Origin of the sequence: Methylobacterium thuringiense (assembly GCF_022179645.1) — a bacterium.
Classification (GTDB): Bacteria; Pseudomonadota; Alphaproteobacteria; order Rhizobiales; family Beijerinckiaceae; genus Methylobacterium; species Methylobacterium thuringiense.
The window spans coordinates 1-14,521 of sequence record NZ_BPRA01000019.1 but is presented as its reverse complement, the minus strand read 5'-3'; the positions used below and the strand labels follow the sequence as shown (position 1 = coordinate 14,521).

Sequence of the window (14,521 nt, the reverse complement as noted above, 5' to 3'; positions counted from 1 at the left end):
CTCTATCGGTTCAGACTTTGGCGGCCTTCTCGGCGACGAGCGCATCGATGCGCGCGCAAAGGTTCTTCAGCACGAAGTATTCCTCGGCCGGCACCTTGCCCTCGTTGACCTCCTGGGTCCAACGCTCGAGCGGCAGCTTGATGCCGAACGCCTTGTCGACCGCGAAGGCAATATCGAGGAAGGCGAGGGAATCGATGCCGAGATCGTCGATCGCGTGGCTCTCGGGCGTGATCTTCTCGCGCGGGATGTCGGCGGTGTCGGCGATGATGTCGGCGACGCGGTCGAAGGTGGCGGTCGTGCCGGTGGCGGACTCGGTGGACATGCGTGGCTCGCCGCTTTCTCGTGTCTCGACCCGTCTCGACGGGATCTTCGCCGGTTCCCGGTGGCCCTGGCAAGGAAGGCGACCCCTTACACGAAGCAGTAGAGCCCGGGCAACCTTGCCGAAGGCGCGGGGCGCGGGCATGCGTGAAGACACCCGGCTCCGAACCCCGCGCACACGTTTCCTGCCGGCGCTTATTCCGTCGCGGTCGTACCGGGCATAGATGCGGCTGGGCTCCCGGCTGAACGGGGCGCGGAACGGAGCGGACGATGCCGGCGATCAACGACTCCGAAAAACGGCCCTTCACCGCCGACCCGTCGCGCGGGCGGGCGCAGGGCGTCGCGCGTCTGGCGCTGGCGGCGGCCCTGCTCGCCCTCGGGCTCTACATCCTGTCCGACTTCCTGCGCGCGCTGGTCTGGGCCGTGGTGCTCGCCATCGCGCTCTGGCCGCTCTTCGGCAAGGCCGAGCGCCGGTTCCCGCCGGGCCGGCACAACATCCTCTGGCCGGGCCTGTTCACCGCGCTGGTGGCGCTGGCCTTCCTGGCGCCGGTGGTGCTGCTGGCCGTCGAGGCCGCGCGGGAGGCGCACGACCTTCTCGATTACGCCAAGACGGCCGAGCAATCCGGCCTGCCGGTCCCCGCCATCGTCGCCCGGCTGCCCTTCGGCGTACAGGCGGTCACAGATTGGTGGAACGCCAACCTCGCCCATGCCGGCTGGGCCAAGGAGGCGCTGGAACACGTCAACACCGCCTCCAACCGCGATCTCACCAAGACCGTCGGCGCCAACGTCGTGCACCGGATCGTGCTGTTCGGATTCGCCCTGCTGACGCTGTTCTTCCTGTTCCGCGACGGCAAGACCGTGGTCGGGCAATGTCTCACGGCGAGCCAGCGCCTGTTCGGCCCGCGCGGCGAGCGGGTGGCGCGGCAGATGGTGGCCTCGGTGCATGGCACCGTCGACGGACTCGTCCTCGTCGGCATCGGCGAGGGCATCCTGCTCGGCATCGTCTACTGGTTCGCGGGCGTGCCGCATCCGGTGCTGTTCGGCGCGGCGACGGCAGTCGCCGCGATGATCCCCTTCGGCGCACCGCTGGCCTTCGGCCTCGCCGCGCTGCTGCTCGTCGGCGACGGCAACGTCGTTCCGGCGGTCGTCGTCGTCGCCTCGGGCTTCGTCGTCACCTTCATCGCCGACCATTTCGTGCGGCCGGCGCTGATCGGCGGCACCACGCGGCTGCCCTTCCTCTGGGTGCTGCTCGGCATCCTCGGTGGCGTCGAGACCTTCGGGCTGCTCGGCTTGTTCGTCGGGCCGGCGGTGATGGCGGCGCTGATCTTGTTGTGGCGGGAGTTCACGGAAGGCGAAGCCGCCTGATTACGCGGCCGCTCTGACCAGCGGCGCAATGCGTTCCACATCTTCGCCGATCGCGTTGCGGGCGGTCAGGATATCGTAGCGCCCCTGGAGATTGATCCAGACCTGGGCATCCATGCCGAAATAGCGGCCGAGCCGGAGCGCCGTGTCGGCCGTGATGCCCATCTCCTCGCGGGCGATGCGCTCGATCCGGGTGCGCGGAACGCCACAGGCCTTGGCGACTGCGTAGGCGCTGAGCCCGAGCGGCACCATGAAGTCTTCGCGAAGGACTTCGCCGGGGTGCATCGGCGGCAGGATCGCAGTCGTTTCTAGTTCGATAGCCATCACCGGGTCTCCATGAGAGTCGGGCGCTGCCCTAGTGGTAATCGATAATCTCCACCTCTTCAGGTCCGTTTGCCGTCCATGGGAAACAGAGCCGAAACTGATCGTTGATCCAGACCGCATGCTGGCCAGCACGGTCCCCAGTCAACGGGTGCAATCTGTTCCCCGGCGGCGCCCTGAGAGCGTCAAGGGAGGTCGCCGCATCGAGATATTCGAGCTTGCGGCGCGCAACCTTGAGAATGACAGCCGGAAACCCTTTCGGATGCTGGGCCCTCAAACACGGCCCGCGTCCTATGGTCTGCGAAGCTGAGGATCACGAAGCCCCGTTGTCACGCTATCGTATCGCTCAAAGATACGTTCGTGTCAAGAATAACGTACCGCCAACCGATACGTTCGTGTTGGTCAGTGCCTCAGCGCCCGCCCCAACTTCCGCGCCAAGATCCGCTGCGGGCTCTTCTCCGGGTCGGCCTGGTCGGCGACCGCGAGGTAGGCGGTCTGTTCCAGCATGTACTTGCCGCCCATGGCGCCGTGCATGACGAGGTCCGAAAACGTCACCCAGGTCTCGCCGGGTTTGAACTGCACGTCCGCCTGCGGAGCCTTGGCCTGGTAGTCGAGGTCCTGCTTGAGGGCGTCGTGCAGCTGCAGCATCAGGTGGTCGTACTCGGTGCGCTTGGCCTTGGTGATCTTGAGCGCGGCCAAGGCGCTGGCCTTGAAGCCGGAATAGCCCGGCAGCTTCGGCAGGAATTTCTCGGCCATCGCGCCGAAATCCTCGCCCACCCGCCAGAGCCGCGGCTCGCCGTTGGCGTTGATGTTGCGGAAGATCCGGAGGATGCGCTTCTCGCCCAGCGGATTGGACGGGAAGGCGTCGACATGCATGCGGGTGTCGTCGCGGCGCCAGCTCAGCTTGCGCTTGTCGACGTCGAACGGCCGGTACGAGGTTCCGGCGAGCGAGACGGTCGCGCTGTAGGCCGGGAGATGCTCGTCGATCAGCGCCTTGGCGAAGGCGCGGTAGCGAACCAGAAGCTGGCGGAGCGCGTCCTGCTCCTCCTCCGTCCCGGCCCCGCCCTTCAACGCGGCGTCGGCGCCGCGGATGCTGACGTTCTTGGCCTTGCCGTCGGCGAAGGGGCGCTCGAGGAAGCGCTGCTCGAAAGGGCTGAACGGGAACTCGCGATCGCGGAAGACGAGGACCGAACCGCTCTCCAGCGCATCGACGAGGCTACCGCCGGGCGCCGCGCCGCCGCTGGCGACGGGGAGGATCGGGCTGATCATGACGGGAGACCTCGCGCGGGAAAGCCAGGGTGTGTAGCCGAGGCGGCGATCGGGTGCCAAGCCGGCGTCGTTTGCGCGCAGGCGACCCGAAACCCGGTGGATGACGCGATCGCGGCGTTGCGCGGGGCGTCACGCGAGTTTCAGACTTGCCCGTTGCGGCATCGCGACGGGCAACCCGTGGGGGTGCCGGACCGTTTGTCGGAAGGCGTCGGGTCTTAACGGCGCAAGGAGCCATCCATGGCGACCCTGAAGGAATTCGAGGACGCCCTGCGCGAGCAGGGCATGAACATGGCGCTCGCCATCCTGCAGCGCCTGCGCGACCGCGACCGTGCCACCCGCACCGTCCGCCCGGCGCGGCGCCTGACGGGTCAGAAGATGACGCCGGAACTCGCCCGCGCGATCCTCGAACTGCACGGCTCGACGGGCATGACCCAGCAGGAGATCGCCTTCAAGGTCGGCGTGAACCAGGGCCGGGTCAACGAGGTGATCAAGCACGGCAAATGGCTGAGCGACGATCCGGCGGCGCCGGAGGCCGTCGCCCGCGACAAGGCCAAGGCCCGGCTGCGCGGAGAGCCGAAGCCGCGCGCGAAGCGGGTCGGCGCCGTGGCGCAGAAGCAGCCTACGCGGCCGAAAAAGCCGGAGCGGCAGGGCCAGCTCTCTCTCGGCGATCTCTGACGCGGGACGACCTCAGGCCGTCACCAGGCACTTCGCGATCTTGGCCAGCAGCCGCGGCATGTCGACAGGCTTGGTGTCGAAATCGCAGCAGCCGACCTCGATGCTGCGGGCTCGGTCGCTCGACAGCGCATGCGCCGTCAGCGCGATCACCGGGATATGCGCGCTGCGCCGATCGGCCCGGATCGCGGTTGTGGCTTCCCAGCCGTCCATGTCGCCGAGGGCCACGTCCATCAGGATCAGGTCGGGCGCCTCGGAGACGGCCATCGCGACGCCCATCGGCCCATCCTCCGCGATCACCGCGACGAAGCCCTGCCGCACGAGGCGCCGGGACAGCATGTCGCTGTTCATCGGGTTGTCTTCGACGATCAGGATTTTCTTCATGGTCCTTGGTCTCGGATCTCAGGCCGCGACCGCCTGCGGGTAGCCCAGATCCTGCGTCGGCCCCGGCAGCGCCGAGAGCACGGACGGGGTCGCAACAGCCCCGGCCGGCGGCTTCGCGGGAAAGGTCAGGATGAAGCGGCTGCCGCGGCCGAGTTCGGTCTCCACGGCGATGTCGCCCTGCATCAGCCGGCAGAGCTTGCGCGCCAGCGCCAGCCCGAGGCCGGTGCCGCCGTACTTCGTCGCGGTCTGCTCGTCGTTGACGGCGAATTGTTCGAACAGGCTCGGCAGGTGTTCGGCTGCGATGCCGATGCCGGTATCCTCGACCGTGATCCGGAAGGCCTCGCCGTGCAGGCCGGTGACGCGCGCGCCGGTGACCGTGATGGTCCCGTTCTCCGTGTACTTGATCGCGTTGTGCAGGATCTGGGAGAGCGCGCTCTCGATCTTCATGCGGTCGCCGGTGATCGCGCCGATCTCCGGATCGAGGGAGACCGTCAGCAGGTTGCCGCGCTCCGCCGCGCCGGCGCGCAGGTCGCGGGCGAGGTCCTCGACGATCTCGGCGATGGACAAGGTCTCGTTGAAGACCTCCATGCGGCCGGCATCGATCTTGGCGAGTTCGAGGATCTGGTTGACGAGCTTGAGCAGGTGCTGGCCGGCGCTCTGGATGCGCTGCAGGTCGACGAAATCCTCGTCCTCTTCACACCCCTCGGCCTCTTCCAGAAGCATCTGGGAATAGCCGATGATGGCGTTGAGCGGCGTGCGCAGCTCGTGGCTCATCTTGGCGACGAACTCGACCTTGGCGGCGCTGGCGCGCTCGGACTGGAGCGCGGCCTGCTTCAGGGCGGAGGCCGTGGCCTTGTGGCTGCGCATCACCGTTTCGAGTTCGGCTTGGGAGGCGAGCGCCTTGGCGTAGTAGAGCGCCATCATCGTCACGTAGGCCGCGATCGCCGCCGTCGAGAGCAGACCGAGGCGCTGCATGGCGACCGCCGAGAGGCCGTGCGCCGGCGCCTCGAACAGGTGGTAGAGCGCATAGAAGCCGGCGGCGTTGACGGCGAGCAGCACCACGATGGCGAGCCGCATCGAGCGGGAATCGCCGACATAGAAGAAGGCCAGCAGCGGGATCGTGATCATCCAGGCCAGGAACGGCGAGGTGGCGCCGCCGTAGAAATACGTCGTCCAGAGCACCGCGAAGGTCAGGTTCTGGATCGAGATCAGCGCCAGCAGTTCGAGCCGTCCGCAGCAGCGCAGCAGGAAGGGGAACGCCCAGAAACCGCTGATCGCGAGAAACATCACGCCGATCTCGAAGCCCGGCGCGGGATCGGCGAGAAGAAGGACGAGGGCGACGCCGTTGCCGAGGAACGGGCCGAGGATGTGGCTCAAGAGGAAGAGCCGCGCCTGCTTCCGCGTCGACTTGTCGTCGACCATGCTCGGATGGAGGAACCAATCGACGAACCGGTCGAAGGTCTCGAGCTTCAGGTTCCGCGGCATGGATGTCTTCCCGAGCCTCCGACAGACCTGCTGCCGGACCGAACGACGATCCGCACAACCGCAGCCGGAGGATTCATGCAACACACAATATCTTCGAATGCTTAACGTCTCGGATATGTTTGATCTATGTTTTACCGCAAATTAACGGCTCGATTTATCTGCACAAGAGCAGCGATATACTGAAAATTAACGTCTGAACTCATACTTGAGCGGCCACGAAAGCCGGACCGCGACGATGCGACACAGCCTTGAGCATATCGTCGATTGGTTCATTCCCCAGTCCGCCCATCTCGAACGCTCCGACCTGTCCGTCGCGCGCAATTTCGTGCTGACGCACGTGTTGGGGCCGCTGATGTCGCAGTCGATGTGCGTGTTCCTGTATCGCACCGACCCCGACCCCGGATTCCCCTGCTACACCGTCATCGCCTGCGTGTGCCTGTTCTGGACGCTGCCCTTCGTCCTCAAGTACACGCAGAACATCAAGCTCGCGGCGTTTCTGTCCGTCGAGCTCCTGGCCTTCACGGCACTGTTCGGAACCTACTATTACGGCGGCGCGACTTCGCCTTGCCTGCCGTGGCTGATCATCGCCCTGCTGCTCGGGTTCTTCTACTTCTCCGAACAGCAGTTGCTGATCGTCGGGCTGTTCGCGCTCAACGTGACTGTGTTCTTCGTCGCCTATCTCAGCAACGGCTTCCCGCAGATCGTGCCGGTGGCCGATCTGGCGATCGTGAGTTGGGTCTCGATCGTCTCGGCGACGCTCTACATGTCCTGGATGGCGATCTACTACTCGCATGTCATGTCGATGCGCTCGCAGATCGAGCAGGAGACCGAGCGCTATCTTGCGGCGAACGAGCAGCTCCAAGTCGTCAAGGAACTCGCCGAGGCGGCCAACCGGGCGAAGTCGGTGTTCCTCGCCAAGATGAGCCACGAGCTGCGCACCCCGCTCAACGCCGTGATCGGCTACAGCGAGCTGATCCTGGAGAACATCCCGCCGGGCAGCGACGCGACCAAGCAGAAGGACGTGCGCAGCATCAACGCCGCCGGCCGACACCTGCTCTCGCTGGTGGTCGACGTGCTCGACCTCTCGAAGATCGAGGCGGAGACGATCGAGCTGAACGTCGAGACCTTCGATCTCGCCCGCCTGCTGGACCAGGTCGTGGCCACGGTGAAGCCGCTCGCCGACGGCAACGGCAACGCCCTCACCGTCCAGCACCTCACCGCCCTCGGAACGATGCGGACCGACCAGACCAAGCTGCGCCAGATCCTGGTCAACCTGCTCAGCAACGCCGCCAAGTTCACGAAGAACGGCAACGTCACGCTCTCGGTGCGGATGGACCGCAAGCCGACCGGCACCTGGCTCGACGTGCGGGTGCGCGACACCGGCATCGGCATCTCGCAGGGCGATATCGGCCGGCTCTTCCAGAACTTCCGCCAGGTCTCGGCGGCGACGGCCCAGCACTATGGCGGAACCGGCCTCGGCCTCGCGCTCAGCCAGAAGCTCTGCACCCTGATGGGCGGCAGCATCGGCGTCACCAGCGAGATCGATCGCGGCTCGGTGTTCAGCTTCTGCATTCCGGCCGAAGTCGCCGAGCCGTTGGCCGACGCAACCTCACGACCCGACCACACCTTCTCGCGTGCCGACCTGCCTGCCGATTTCGGGGTCCAGTTCTCATGAACTTTCGCGACAACCTGGCGATCGACCGGACGGCTCCGGCGCAGGCAGACGCCCCGGTCGCCGAGCGGCAGAAGGCGGCGCGCCTGCTCATCGTCGACGACATCGCCGACAACCGCACGATCCTGCTGCGCCGGTTCAGCCGCCGTGGCTTCGAGGTCGCAGAGGCCGACGGCGGCGCCCGCGCCCTCGAGATGATCGAGCGGCACAGCTACGACGTCATCCTGCTCGACGTGATGATGCCGGACATCGACGGCATCGCCGTGCTGAAGGCGATCCGGGCGCGCTACACCCCGCTGCAGCTCCCCGTCATCATGGTGACGGCCAAGGCCGAGTCCGAGAACGTCGTCGAGGCGCTGAACCTCGAGGCCAACGACTACGTCACGAAGCCGGTCGACTTCGAGGTGGCGCTGGCCCGGGTGAACGCCCAGGTCGACCGCAAGCGCGCGGAGGAGAAGATCGCCTCGGCCGCCAGGGAACTCCGCCAGGTCAACGACCAGCTCGAACAGCGCGTCGAGGAGCGGACCCGCGAACTCGTCGAGATCAACCAGCAGCTCCAGGGCGAGATCGTCCAGCGCCAGCAATCGGAAGCCCGCTCGCGCTTCCTCGCCTTCCACGATCCGCTGACCGGGCTGCCCAACCGCCGCCAGTTCCGCGACGAGCTGGTGAGCGGCATCGCGGCGACCGGCAACGAGCCCGGCCAGTGCGTCGCGATCCTGTTCGTCGACCTCGACGGCTTCAAGGGCGTCAACGATACCCTCGGCCACTCGATCGGCGACATGCTGCTGCAGGCGGTGGGCGAGGATTTCCGGGCCGTCATGGAGCGCTCGGACCGGATCGCCCGGCTCGGCGGCGACGAGTTCGCCATCCTGCAGGTCGGCAACAAGCAGCCGGAGGGCGCCATCGCGCTCGCCACCCGGCTGATCGAGATCGCGAGCCGCGAGCGACAGGTGCACGGCCACCTCACCACCATCGGCGCCAGCGTCGGCATCGTGATCGGCTCCGGCACAGGCGACGACCCGGAAGAGCTGCTGAAGGCGGCCGACCTCGCGATGTACCGCGCCAAGATCGAGGGCCGCGGCACTTTCCGGATCTTCGACCCGGCCATGGATGCCCATGTCCAAGCCCGGCGCTCGCTGGAGCTCGACCTGCGCAACGCTCAGGGGCTCGGCCAGTTCGAGGTCTTCTACCAGCCGCAGATCTCGCTCAGTTCCCGCAAGGTCTGCGGCTTCGAGGCGCTGATCCGCTGGCGCCACCCGACCCGCGGCATGGTCTCGCCGGCCGAGTTCATCCCGCTCGCGGAGGAGATCGGCCTGATCGTTCCGATCGGCGAATGGGTGCTGCGCGAGGCCTGCCGCGAGGCGGTGGGCTGGCCGGCGGCGCTCACGATCGCGGTCAACGTCTCGTCGGTGCAGTTCATGCGCGGCAGCCTCGTGCCGTCCGTGATCAGCGCGCTGGCGTATTCGGGCCTGCCGGCGGAGCGCCTCGAGATCGAGATCACGGAATCGGTCCTCCTGCAGAAGACCGACAAGAACATCGACACGCTGAACCAGCTTCGTGCCCTGGGCGTCCGCATCTCGATGGACGATTTCGGCACGGGCTATTCGAGCCTGAGCTATCTACGGATGTTCCAGTTCGACAAGCTCAAGATCGACCGCTCCTTCATCGAGGACGTCACCAGCAACCGCGACTGCAGCGCCATCGTCAGCGCGATCCTGGGGCTCGGCACGAGCTTCGGCATCCCGACCATCGCCGAAGGCGTCGAGACCGAGGATCAGCTCGCCCACCTGACCGGCGAAGGCTGCACCGAGGTCCAGGGGCGCATCTTCAGTATGCCGATCAGCGCGACCGAGGCCCGGAAGATCATCGAGCGGATCGGATTCTGACGACGGCGCCTGCCGTCGGCGGCAAGTTGCCGCCGTTCGGCCCAAGCTGCACAATGAATACGCTTTGAGCGTCGGCAGCGCTTGGTTATGATCCCGACACTTCTTCCCAGGAAGTGTCCCACCGATCGAAACTCAAGCGCGCCCCTCGGGCGCGCTTTTTCGTGGGCGCCTACGACCGGCCCGGCGTTAACGCCTCCTCAACCATAACGTCCCCTGATGGGCGCCAGCGATGGCAGCCCTCCCCTCCCCCTCGGACGATCCCGCCGACGACCGCGACCGTGTGTCGTTTGCCGGCGACGCGTTGCTCCGCGCCACGGCCGAGGCCTGGATCGACGGCCTCGCCCGCGAGCGGCGGATGGCCGCCAACACCTGCGAGGCCTATGCCCGCGACCTGCACCAGTTCCTGAGCCATCTCGACCGCCGCACCGGCACGCCGACGATTCCGAGACTCGTCGCCCTGAAACCCCGCGACGTGCGCGGCTTCATGGCAGCGCGGCGTGCCGACGGCCTGACCGGGCGCTCGCTGATGCGGGTGCTGGCCGGCATCCGCTCCTTCGCCCGCCATCTCGAACGCGAGGGCCATGGCGGCGTCGCGGCGCTCGGCGCGGTGCGCTCGCCCAAGGTCGAGCGCCGCCTGCCGCGGCCGCTCTCGATGGAGTCCGCCATCGCCGTCACCCGCTCCGAGAGCCGCCCCGACGGCGACCGCGCGCCCTGGGTGCTCGCCCGCGACGCGGCGGTGATCGCTCTGCTCTACGGCTCGGGCCTGCGCATCTCGGAAGCGCTGGGCATCGCCCGCAAGGACGCGCCGGAACCGGGAATCGACGAGGTCCGCGTCCTCGGCAAGGGCGGCAAGACCCGCGCCGTGCCGGTGCTGCCGGCGGTCTCCCAGGCCGTCGCCGCCTATCTCGGCGCCTGCCCGCATCCCCTCGCTCCCGACGGGCCGCTCTTCGTCGGCGTGAAGGGCGGGCCGCTCTCGCCGCGCGTCGTGCAATACGCCATGGCGGCCCTGCGCGGCGCCCTCGGCCTGCCCGACAGCGCGACACCGCATGCTCTGCGCCACTCCTTCGCGACGCATCTGCTTGCCCGCCAGGGCGAGTTGCGGGCGATCCAGGAACTGCTCGGCCACGCGTCGCTCTCGACCACCCAGCTCTACACCCGCGTCGATGCCGACCGCCTGATGAACGCCTTCGACGCAGCTCATCCGCGCGCCGGCCGGATCGCCGCAGCCGGGCCGGGAGCCGGATCGGATTTCCCGGCTCGGTAGAATTCCGCAGGAATGCGGAAGCCGTCCTTCGTATTGCCGCGATTGCGTCGCGGTATGTCACCCCCAGGCAACGCCACGGCGTCGCCGCGAAAAAATGGAGCTTGCGATGCCCGTGATCGGAATCTGCGTAGCGATCCTGCCGGTTCTCGCCGTCCTGGCCGTCACCGCCGTGGTGAAGGCCCTCCTGCTCCCGTTCTCCGCCGTCCGGGGCCTCTATCGCCACCACGCCGCAGCACGCGCCGCCTGACGCTCACTTCGCGAGCGCCTGCGCGGCGGCAACCCTCCGCCGCGTCGTAAGACTGACGACCATCGCCACGGCGACGTTCAGCGCCAGCGCGACGATGCCGATGTTGAGATCCTGAACCGGCCCCGGCAGGCCTGGAAACAGCGTCGCCATCGTGTGACCGCCGAGCGCGGTCGCCGCCACGGTTCCGACCCCCACCACGATTCCCGCCGCCGCCCCCTGCTTGCTCAGCGGATTGCGCGCCATCAGGCTCGCGAGCAGCGCGGGAAACAGCTGCGTGACGAAGGCGTAGCCCATCAGCAGCAGCTGCACGATGGTCTCGCCGCCCTGCAGGGTGAAGCCGACGCAGACCAGCGCCAGGACCGGCGCCACCAGCTTGGCGAGCCGGCCGGTGGAGGCATCCGTCGCGGCGGGGCGCAGCGGCCGGTAGAGGTTGTGCGCCACGAGGGTCGCGCCCGAGATCAGGATCATCGAGCCCGGCACCAGGGCCGTGAACACGCCGGTCGCGCCGATCACCCCGACGAACCAGGGCGGAAACGTCTCGATCGCGAGCTTGAACAGCGCGAGGTCGACATCCGGCCCTTTCAAACCGGGCACCTGCAGCACCGCCGCAAAACCCGCGAAGAACACGAACAGCAGCATCAGCTGGTAGAGCGGCAGAAACACCGCGTTGCGGCGAAACACGTTGGCCTCGCGCGCCGTGTAGACCGAGCCGAAGATGTGCGGGAACATCCAGCCGCCGAGCGCCGTCAGCAGCGTGGTCGAGGCGAACCAGCTGGCGCTCTGGCCCCGCTCCGGCAGCGCCAGGAAGCCCGGCTTGGCCTGGTCGATCGCCCGGAACATCGGCTCGATGCCGCCATAATAGTGCCAAGGCAGGTAGAGCCCGAGGAAGACCACCACGGACAGGATCAGCACGTCCTTGATGACGGCGTTCCAGGCGGAGCCGCGCACGCCCGACACCATGACGTAGGTCGTCACCGTCCCGGCCCCGATCCAGATCGCGACCGTGGGCGAGACCGCGCCGTACGAGGCGGTCGCGACGATGATGCCGAGGCCTTTCAGCTGCAACACCATGTAGGGGACCAGCGCCACGATCCCGACCAAAGCCACGAGGATGCCGAGGGCCGGGCTGTCGTATTTCGCCGCGAAGAAATCCGGCTGCGAAAAAAGCTTGCGCGCCTTGGCGTAGCGCCAGACAGGCGGCAGCAGCCAATACGAGATCAGGTAGATCAGGCAGAGGTAGCAGAGGATGTAGTAGGTCGGCCCGCCCTTCCCGTAGGCCCAGCCCGAGGCGCCGAGGAAGGTGAAGGTGGTGTAGACCTCGCCTGCCATCAGCAGGAACACGAGCATCGTTCCGAAGCCGCGCCCGCCCACCGTCCATTGTTCGAGATCCATGTCGTGGCCGGAGCGCGCCCACAGGCCGAGGCCGAGGATGACGACGACGGCGAGCGCGATGATCGGCAGCGCGGCGTTCAATGCTCGATCTCCCGGCGGGCCGGATCGCAGAGATAGATCAGGCCCATGACGCCTGAGCTCGCGACCACGCAGCCGACGAGCCAGGCCAGCAGCAGCGGCATGCCGAACACCATCGGCTCGACGCGGTTCAGCACGAACGGCCCCCCGAGCATGCCGAGGAACGGCAGCAGGCCGAGCCATTTCAGGTGTTTCATGCGTCACCGGGGATCGAGGGCAGGAACGGTTCGGGCCGATCGTCGCGCGTCGGGCCCTCCGGCCGGAGGCAGGTTTCGCGCCGGTGCGAGCCTTCTCGGGAACCTGCGCAATGGCAAGCCTTGCCGGCCGCGGGGCGCCCCCTATCATGGCGGGATCGCGGATCGGCCGCACGGGAGTGACGTCGCATGTCGTTCTTCATCGGGATCGGGTGTTCCTGGCTCCTCGTCGCCGTGATGATGCTCTGGGCGCACCGGCGGGCGGAGAACCCGGAGACCGGCCAATGGCGCTCCGAACCCTCGACCTTCTTCGGCGGCCCGATCCGGGAGGATGCCGCCGCCGAGCCGGATCCGGGCAAATCCGCGATCTGAACCCGTTTCCGTTCGATGCCACGGCCCTTTCCCGGACGCCTGGAACGCAGTGGAAGGTGATCCGGGACCTAGCGTTGACAAGGGCCGCGCCAGCGGCTCGATTCGAACGGCGCAGACGTTTCGACGCTTCGCGACGTCATTATGCTCGGCCCCGGATCGGGTGCCGTTGACGCTCCACCCGTCCGAGGATGGTGGGGAGTGGTAAGCCGAAGGAATCAATCGGAAACGGTATAACGCGCAACCCGTAGGTGGAGGCCGAGGCCCGTTACCGGCTCAGCGGGTGCGTATGGGCAGCCAGCGGGAGCGGGTGATAGGAAGCCGACACTGCATACCCGCTGGGCGCGCCCGGCTTCGACCCGACCCGGTCGTTCCGGTTCCTAGACGCGATGCCCGGAAGCGGACGTCTTGCCATGCACCCCTCGCGGCCGCTGGTACAACGAGGCTTTCGGCGGCGGCGCGGGATCGGATTGCCCTACCCCGCCAACTAGGCTTGGACCGGGTGGCGGAGTTCGCTCATCGTTCAGCTTTTGAAGGAGCGACCCATCCTCGCTCCGGCGAAGGCCCGTAACGCTCGACCAATTCTGCTCGGCCGGCGTCGGTGATTTGCTACGCGAACCTGTCTGCCGCGCCTGCGCGCCCTGCGGTTGCAATCAGCTCGAGGGTTTCGAGGTCCCTTGTCGTCAGCGAAGAAAATTCGGGGGCACCGGCGGGCTCGCATCGAGCAGAGTGATCGTCACCCGTCGGTTCGGCGCGATGTAGGGATTGTCGGGGAAAACCGGCTGCGTGTCGGCGCGTCCCACGACGGAATCGACGTTGTCGTTGGGAACCCCGGCACCCGACAGGATTTCGCGCACGGCGAGCGCACGCCCGGCGGTGAGGTTCCAGGGTTCGGCGGCCCGCGCCGAGCCCGGGCGCGCGGCGGCCGTGTGGCCGGTTATCGACAGGCGATTGGGCAGCCGGCGCAGGGCGGGCGCGAGCGCCTCCAGCACGCGACGGGTGCGCTCGTAGGGGTCGACGGAGCCCTCGCGGAACATGGAGCGGCCGTCCTGGTCCACGAGGGAAACGTTCACGCCCTCTTTGGTCGGCTCGATCACGATGTTGCGCGACAGCTCGGCAATGTCGGGCATCTTCTGCAGCGCCTGCCGGAGGCTGGCTATGGCGCTGTCGTTGGCCTGCGCGCTGGCGGCCGGGTGGCTGGCATCGAGATCGCTGGCGCGGCCCGGACTGGTCGGGCGCGCTCTGTCCTCTTGCTCGGCAGAGCCCCTCGCTGCGTCGCGCGGCGTGGACAGCTTGTTGCCCGAAGTGTCCAGGGAGGTGCCGTACAGCATTCCGCCGGCGCCACTGTTTGCAGGGCTCAAAGCCGCCGGCGCGAAGTATTCCGCCAAACCGACCTTCTGCTCCGGCGTCGTCATGCTGATCAGCCACATCAGCAGAAAGAACGCCATCATGGCGGTCACGAAGTCCGCATAGGCGATCTTCCAGGCCCCGCCGTGGTGTGCATGAGCGGCCTTCTTGACCTTCTTGATGATGATCGGCTGGATGGCCATGTCGATCAAGTCCCTGCTCGAAATTCGGTCAGATCTAGATCACGCTGCATTTCGATCG

Annotated in this window: 16 protein-coding genes; 7 read left to right on the top strand and 9 right to left on the bottom strand. The window is 67.3% G+C overall.

The genetic code is table 11. From position 1 onward, the window contains the following. Positions 1 to 10 precede the first annotated feature (10 nt). Positions 11 to 322, bottom strand: coding sequence for an acyl carrier protein (locus MFF07_RS18770; protein WP_147076720.1), 312 nt, complete (start codon positions 320 to 322; stop codon positions 11 to 13). Positions 323 to 588: 266 nt separating this feature from the next. Here MFF07_RS18770 and MFF07_RS18765 point away from each other — a divergent pair, with 266 nt between their 5' ends. Further along, positions 589 to 1,683 (top strand): AI-2E family transporter, encoded by a 1,095-nt coding sequence (locus MFF07_RS18765; RefSeq protein WP_147816330.1) that lies wholly within the window; start codon positions 589 to 591, stop codon positions 1,681 to 1,683. Here MFF07_RS18765 and MFF07_RS18760 read toward each other — a convergent pair whose 3' ends face one another. The 3 genes from MFF07_RS18760 to kdoO all read right to left on the bottom strand — a co-directional run bounded on the left by MFF07_RS18760 (position 1,684) and on the right by kdoO (position 3,270). Beyond that, positions 1,684 to 2,004, bottom strand: coding sequence for a HigA family addiction module antitoxin (locus MFF07_RS18760; RefSeq protein ID WP_147816331.1), 321 nt, complete (start codon positions 2,002 to 2,004; stop codon positions 1,684 to 1,686). A 31-nt stretch (positions 2,005 to 2,035) separates the two neighbouring features. Next, complete coding sequence (locus MFF07_RS18755; protein WP_238232613.1) at positions 2,036 to 2,278, bottom strand: type II toxin-antitoxin system RelE/ParE family toxin; 243 nt, start codon at positions 2,276 to 2,278, stop codon at positions 2,036 to 2,038. A 125-nt stretch (positions 2,279 to 2,403) separates the two neighbouring features. Beyond that, entirely contained in the window at positions 2,404 to 3,270 is an 867-nt protein-coding gene (kdoO, locus tag MFF07_RS18750) for a Kdo hydroxylase KdoO (protein ID WP_147816332.1), read from the bottom strand. A 237-nt stretch (positions 3,271 to 3,507) separates the two neighbouring features. Here kdoO and MFF07_RS18745 point away from each other — a divergent pair, with 237 nt between their 5' ends. After that, positions 3,508 to 3,945: an RNA polymerase subunit sigma-70 gene (locus MFF07_RS18745; protein ID WP_147816333.1), complete on the top strand. Its 438-nt coding sequence runs from the start codon at positions 3,508 to 3,510 to the stop codon at positions 3,943 to 3,945. A 12-nt stretch (positions 3,946 to 3,957) separates the two neighbouring features. Here the strand turns inward: MFF07_RS18745 and MFF07_RS18740 are convergent, their stop codons facing one another. Beyond that, positions 3,958 to 4,326, bottom strand: a complete 369-nt coding sequence (locus tag MFF07_RS18740; RefSeq protein ID WP_147816334.1) for a response regulator — start codon at positions 4,324 to 4,326, stop codon at positions 3,958 to 3,960. An 18-nt stretch (positions 4,327 to 4,344) separates the two neighbouring features. Next, positions 4,345 to 5,811 carry a sensor histidine kinase gene (locus MFF07_RS18735; RefSeq protein WP_147816335.1) on the bottom strand — a complete coding sequence of 489 codons (1,467 nt, stop codon included), beginning with the start codon at positions 5,809 to 5,811 and terminating at the stop codon, positions 4,345 to 4,347. Between the two features lie 235 nt (positions 5,812 to 6,046). Between MFF07_RS18735 and MFF07_RS18730 the strand changes: the two genes are divergently transcribed. From MFF07_RS18730 to MFF07_RS18715, 4 genes are all read left to right on the top strand, one after another. Next, on the top strand, positions 6,047 to 7,486 hold the full coding sequence (locus MFF07_RS18730; protein ID WP_147816336.1) for a sensor histidine kinase: 1,440 nt from the start codon (positions 6,047 to 6,049) through the stop codon (positions 7,484 to 7,486). Beyond that, positions 7,483 to 9,369 (top strand): putative bifunctional diguanylate cyclase/phosphodiesterase, encoded by a 1,887-nt coding sequence (locus MFF07_RS18725; protein WP_238232612.1) that lies wholly within the window; start codon positions 7,483 to 7,485, stop codon positions 9,367 to 9,369. Before MFF07_RS18730 ends, MFF07_RS18725 begins: the two co-directional genes overlap by 4 nt. Positions 9,370 to 9,598: 229 nt before the next feature. Continuing rightward, entirely contained in the window at positions 9,599 to 10,633 is a 1,035-nt protein-coding gene (locus MFF07_RS18720) for a tyrosine recombinase XerC (protein ID WP_147816338.1), read from the top strand. 106 nt (positions 10,634 to 10,739) lie between these two features. Next, positions 10,740 to 10,880 (top strand): hypothetical protein, encoded by a 141-nt coding sequence (locus MFF07_RS18715; protein WP_187272459.1) that lies wholly within the window; start codon positions 10,740 to 10,742, stop codon positions 10,878 to 10,880. Positions 10,881 to 10,883: 3 nt separating this feature from the next. Here the strand turns inward: MFF07_RS18715 and MFF07_RS18710 are convergent, their stop codons facing one another. Then, a complete protein-coding gene (locus tag MFF07_RS18710; RefSeq protein ID WP_147816339.1) occupies positions 10,884 to 12,353 on the bottom strand; it encodes a sodium:solute symporter family protein in 1,470 nt (489 codons plus the stop codon). Next, a complete protein-coding gene (locus MFF07_RS18705) occupies positions 12,350 to 12,547 on the bottom strand; it encodes a DUF3311 domain-containing protein (RefSeq protein ID WP_147816340.1) in 198 nt (65 codons plus the stop codon). Before MFF07_RS18705 ends, MFF07_RS18710 begins: the two co-directional genes overlap by 4 nt. 186 nt (positions 12,548 to 12,733) lie before the next feature. On the opposite strand from MFF07_RS18705, the gene MFF07_RS18700 reads away from it, so the two are divergent. Further along, positions 12,734 to 12,916, top strand: coding sequence for a hypothetical protein (locus tag MFF07_RS18700; protein ID WP_147816341.1), 183 nt, complete (start codon positions 12,734 to 12,736; stop codon positions 12,914 to 12,916). A gap of 680 nt (positions 12,917 to 13,596) precedes the next feature. Here MFF07_RS18700 and MFF07_RS18695 read toward each other — a convergent pair. Beyond that, a complete protein-coding gene (locus tag MFF07_RS18695; protein ID WP_147816350.1) occupies positions 13,597 to 14,463 on the bottom strand; it encodes a flagellar motor protein MotB in 867 nt (288 codons plus the stop codon). Between the last annotated feature and the right edge of the window lie 58 nt (positions 14,464 to 14,521).

Bases quoted from the DNA above. Each gene is read 5' to 3' on its own strand.
- kdoO (WP_147816332.1), bottom strand. From the start codon at position 3,270: ATGATCAGCCCGATCCTCCCCGTCGCCAGCGGCGGCGCGGCGCCCGGC.
- MFF07_RS18770 (WP_147076720.1), bottom strand. From the start codon at position 322: ATGTCCACCGAGTCCGCCACCGGCACGACCGCCACCTTCGACCGCGTC.
- MFF07_RS18765 (WP_147816330.1), top strand. From the start codon at position 589: ATGCCGGCGATCAACGACTCCGAAAAACGGCCCTTCACCGCCGACCCG.
- MFF07_RS18760 (WP_147816331.1), bottom strand. From the start codon at position 2,004: ATGGCTATCGAACTAGAAACGACTGCGATCCTGCCGCCGATGCACCCC.
- MFF07_RS18700 (WP_147816341.1), top strand. From the start codon at position 12,734: ATGTCGTTCTTCATCGGGATCGGGTGTTCCTGGCTCCTCGTCGCCGTG.
- MFF07_RS18695 (WP_147816350.1), bottom strand. From the start codon at position 14,463: ATGGCCATCCAGCCGATCATCATCAAGAAGGTCAAGAAGGCCGCTCAT.
- MFF07_RS18705 (WP_147816340.1), bottom strand. From the start codon at position 12,547: ATGAAACACCTGAAATGGCTCGGCCTGCTGCCGTTCCTCGGCATGCTC.
- MFF07_RS18720 (WP_147816338.1), top strand. From the start codon at position 9,599: ATGGCAGCCCTCCCCTCCCCCTCGGACGATCCCGCCGACGACCGCGAC.
- MFF07_RS18715 (WP_187272459.1), top strand. From the start codon at position 10,740: ATGCCCGTGATCGGAATCTGCGTAGCGATCCTGCCGGTTCTCGCCGTC.
- MFF07_RS18725 (WP_238232612.1), top strand. From the start codon at position 7,483: ATGAACTTTCGCGACAACCTGGCGATCGACCGGACGGCTCCGGCGCAG.
- MFF07_RS18735 (WP_147816335.1), bottom strand. From the start codon at position 5,811: ATGCCGCGGAACCTGAAGCTCGAGACCTTCGACCGGTTCGTCGATTGG.
- MFF07_RS18745 (WP_147816333.1), top strand. From the start codon at position 3,508: ATGGCGACCCTGAAGGAATTCGAGGACGCCCTGCGCGAGCAGGGCATG.
- MFF07_RS18740 (WP_147816334.1), bottom strand. From the start codon at position 4,326: ATGAAGAAAATCCTGATCGTCGAAGACAACCCGATGAACAGCGACATG.
- MFF07_RS18730 (WP_147816336.1), top strand. From the start codon at position 6,047: ATGCGACACAGCCTTGAGCATATCGTCGATTGGTTCATTCCCCAGTCC.